The organism is Gemmatimonas sp., assembly GCF_044376735.1.
Taxonomy (GTDB): domain Bacteria; phylum Gemmatimonadota; class Gemmatimonadetes; order Gemmatimonadales; family Gemmatimonadaceae; genus Gemmatimonas.
Genome location: NZ_JBILKJ010000198.1, coordinates 1 through 4,265 on the forward strand (window position 1 = coordinate 1; position 4,265 = coordinate 4,265).

Below are 4,265 nucleotides of genomic sequence, written 5' to 3' on the forward strand. Positions count from 1 at the left end.
ATCGCCGTATTGCCTCGCACTCAATCCAACGACAATGACCGATCGTCCGCGCTCAGGATGGGAATCCAGCTTCGCTGATTTTCGGGCAGCTCCTCCAAAGCAGATTCGCGAGAGTCTCGCGGCATTTGTGACCGATGCATCCCCGGAGCAGCATCGCGCGTGGGCGGATTCGATTCCGCCGCTGCAATCTGAGGTCTCAGAAGTGCTCATTCGCGATGAGCTTGCTCGCCAGTACTCGGCGATTCTCGAGTACGAGCTGCCGATGGAATCACGTCGGCCCGACGTGGTGCTCTTGGTCGGGGCAGGCGTAATGGTAATCGAGCTCAAGGGAAAGCTCGCCCCAAGTCAGGCTGACCTGGATCAAGCGGCGGCGTATGCCCGAGACCTTCGCAACTACCATCGCGAGTGTGCCGATCGGGAAGTCACTGCGGTACTCGTACCGACCCGCGCACGCGGATATCAGCACGAGATTTCCGGTGTGCACATCACGGGACCGGACGCGCTAGACGCAGTGATCGCCGACCTGACGCGTACCAAGCGCGAGCCCGTGTTGAGTCGAGATGCATTTCTGGCAGACGGCGCGTATTGCCCGCTTCCAACGATCGTGGAGGCGGCGCGTGAACTCATGGCGTCTGGTTCACTGCGGAAGATTGAGCGTGCGCATGCCGCGACAGAGCCTGCCATCGAAGAGATCAAGCAGATTATTCACCAGGCGGCGCTCACCAAGTCGCGCCATTTGATCTTGCTGACCGGAATCCCCGGCGCAGGAAAGACACTCGTTGGCCTGCAGACCGTTCACGCACGCTACCTCGATGATCTCTCCGTCACGCGAGTCGATGGAAAACCTACCGCTCCGGCAGTTTACCTGAGTGGCAATGGTCCACTGGTGGAGGTGCTTCAGTACGAGATGCGAGCCGCGGGAGGCGACGGTAAGACGTTTGTTCGCGGCGTGAAGGAGTATGTCAAGCGCTACTCAGCAGCCCGGTCGCCAGTTCCGCCCGAGCATGTATTGGTGTTCGATGAAGCGCAGCGTGCCTACGACGCAGATCAGGTACGTGCAAAACATGACCGCGCGGATGCGCGAAGCGAGCCGGAGGAGTTTATCGGATTCGCTGACCGTATTCCAGAATGGTGCGTCGTGGTCGGACTCATTGGCAGCGGACAAGAGATTCACATCGGCGAAGAGGGCGGACTCGGCCAATGGAAAACGGCGGTAGAGGGGTCGGCCAAGAATTCCGAGTGGACGGTCCATGCACCAACCGCGGTGGCCGGACTCTTCAAGGGTGGCGCCGTAGCTTTCGAGAATCGTCCTGCGCTCAACCTCGATCGGGAGTTGCGTTTTCACTTCGCGGGCGATCTGCACCGTTATGTCGCCATGTTGCTTGACGGAGTGGTGCCAGCGGATTTGGCGCCGATTGCGGAACAACTCGACGCAGGTGGCTATCACCTTCGCATCACGCGTTCGCTCGACACAGCGAAGCGCTACCTGCGAGAGCGATACGCCGACGACGCACGCGCTCGCTTCGGTATGGTCGCGTCGTCACGCGATAAAGCGCTCGAAGCGTTCGGCGTCCCGAATGATTTTCAGTCGACCAACAAATTCATGAAGATCGGTCCGTGGTATGGTGACAACGAATCCGACTACGGAGGGCGAAGCTGTCGTCTTCTCACATCCTGCGTTACCGAGTTCGGCGCCCAGGGACTCGAGCTCGACGCAGCCTTGCTGGCGTGGGGTACGGATTTCCTTCGACGTGAAGGCGCGTGGTCAAATACGCTGGCGCGCGGATACAAGCGCGGAACGAAGATCAAGGATCCCTACCAGCTTCGACTCAACGCATACCGTGTACTGCTGACTCGTGGTCGTGATGGGACGGTTCTCTTCCTGCCGCCGCTTGCGTCTCTCGACGAAACACACGCGTACTTGATGGCGGCAGGAATGAAATCGCTCGACTGACGCCCCTACTGCGTCACCCCCATCAGATACTTCGCATACCACCCCACATAGCGGTCATACCGGTCCTTCACGAAGCTCGGCCGCGAGATCCCGTGGAACTGTCCGGGATACACGATCATCTGACTCGGCACACCCAGTGACTTGAGCGCCTGATACATCTGCTCGCCGCCGGCGATGGGGACGTTGAAGTCCTTCTCGCCGCCCAGGAACATCGTGGGCGTGGTGATGCGGTCGGCGTGCCAGAAGGGATACGACAGCTTCTCCCACAGCTTCGGATTCTTCCACGGCGCACCGAGTTCGTTCTCGTACTGGTAGATGTACTGGTCGCTGCCGTACATCGTGGTTTGCAGCGCACTGCCGGCGCCGCTGGTGGCGGCCTTGAAGCGCGTGGTGGTGGCGATGGTGTAGTCGGTGAGAATCCCGCCGTAGCTCCAGCCACCGATCCCCATGCGCGTGGTGTCCACCACGCCCATGCTGATCACGTGATCCACGCCGGCCAGCAGGTCCTGCACCTCCTTGTTCCCCCAGTCGGCGAAGATGGCCTTCTTCCACGCCTGACCGCGCCCCGAGCTGCCACGATAGTTCACCGCCAGCACGAGATAGCCGTTGGCGGCGAACAGCTCACGCTCGAACGAGAAGGCGTGCTGATCCTGGCCGTTCGGGCCGCCATGAATGCGCAGCATGAGCGGATACTTCTTGCTGGCGTCGAATCCCGCGGGCTTCACCAACAGCGCGCCCACGGTGAGGCCGTCCTTGTTCTTGAACTGCACGTCGTCGGTGGTACCAAGCGACAATGCCGTGAAGATGGAATCGTTCACATATGTGAGCGCCCGCAGCGCACCGTTTTCGAAGGCGTACACTTCGCCCGAGCGCGTGGCGGTGGCGGTGTTGAGCACCATGCGGCCGGTGGTCGAGGCGTCGTACGAGCTGACCACGCGACGTCCCTCGAGCAGGCGCGTCACCGCTCCGCCACTCACCGGTACCGCAGCGAAATGCACCGCGCGGTCATCGCCCACCAGGAAACGCAGCGTCGTGCCGTCGGCACTCCACGTCAGTGCGCTCACATCACGATCGAGCGACGTCGCGATCAACCTGACAGCGCCACCCTCACTCGGTACCACCGCAATCGTATTCTGCGTATACGCCGACAGCTGCGGTTCGCTCCCCTGCAGATACGCGATGGACTGTCCATCGGGGCTCCACACGGGATTGGCGTCGGGGCCGCTCCACGTGGTGAGCTTCACCGGTGTCGCGCCCGCCACGGCATCGACCACGTACAGGTCCGCATTGTTGGTGCGATCGGGATCGGTGCCGCTGCGCTCACTCACGAACGCGAGGCGCTTGCCGTCGGGCGACCAGCGCACCGACTGATCGTCGAAATCGCCGGTCGTGATCTGGACGGCTTTCTTCGTGGCCACATCCACGATGTACACATGATCGCGCAGGCGATCGAGATAACCGGTGTTGTCGCGCTTGAAGGCGTAGCGATCGAGCACGATCGGTTTCGGGCTCTTCGTCTTCAGCGAATCGGGTTTCGATTCTTCGGGGTCGAGGTCGTGCGACACCACGGCTAAGCGGGTGCCGTCGGGCGACCATTCGTACTCGCCCACCCCGCCCTTGAGGTCGGTGAGCCGCACCGCGTCACCGCCGGCGCGATCCAGCAACCACACCTGTCCCCCCTTCGACTCGTAGCGACCCGAGACAAAGCTCAGATAGCGATTGTCGGGGCTCCACCGCGGATTGCTTTCGCCTTCCGGTGAACTCGTCATGCGGATGGTGCGGGTACCCTCGTAGTTCACCATCCACACGTCGCTGTCGCTCTTGTCCTTCGCCGAGTCGACCGTGGTGACGGTGTAGGCAATCCACGCGCCATCGGGGGAGATGCGGGCCGCGCCGACATCACGCAAGCGGTAGATGTCGGCCGACCGGATCGGACGGGGGGCTTGGGCGGCGGCCACGCTGGCGGTGCCGGCGAGGAGGGCGAGGATAAGGCGAACACGCATGGCTGGAATGATTCGGTTTCGGAGTGGAACTACGACGAAAAAAGAACAGCGGGCTGTGGGCTCTCGGCTCTCGGCTATCGGCCGTGGGCCATCGGCCGTGGGCCGTGGGGAAACCGCGCTTCGCACTCAATCAGGCGCTGTGCCGCCCACGGCCCACCGCTCACGGCCCACGGCCGATAGCCCCCAGCCCCCAGCCCCCAGCAAAGCCCAAAGCCCAAAGCCCAAAGCCCAAAGCCCAAAGCCCAAAGCCCAAAGCCCAAAGCCCAAAGCCCAAAGCCCAAAGCCCTAAGAAGCCTTCATCACCCGGG

The 4,265-nt window shown here is 62.2% G+C and carries 2 protein-coding genes; one reads left to right on the forward strand and one right to left on the reverse strand.

The annotated features are described in order from the left end of the window. On the forward strand, nucleotides 1-1,954 hold a 1,954-nt coding region (locus tag ACIRA7_RS15275; RefSeq protein WP_396221703.1), incomplete at its 5' end, for a DNA/RNA helicase domain-containing protein. Between the two features lie 5 nt (nucleotides 1,955-1,959). Here ACIRA7_RS15275 and ACIRA7_RS15280 read toward each other — a convergent pair. Then, nucleotides 1,960-3,957, reverse strand: coding sequence for a prolyl oligopeptidase family serine peptidase (locus ACIRA7_RS15280; RefSeq protein WP_396221704.1), 1,998 nt, complete (start codon nucleotides 3,955-3,957; stop codon nucleotides 1,960-1,962). Nucleotides 3,958-4,265 lie beyond the last annotated feature (308 nt).

Excerpts from the sequence above, each read along its gene's own strand:
- ACIRA7_RS15280 (WP_396221704.1), bottom strand. The coding sequence starts at position 3,957 with ATGCGTGTTCGCCTTATCCTCGCCCTCCTCGCCGGCACCGCCAGCGTG.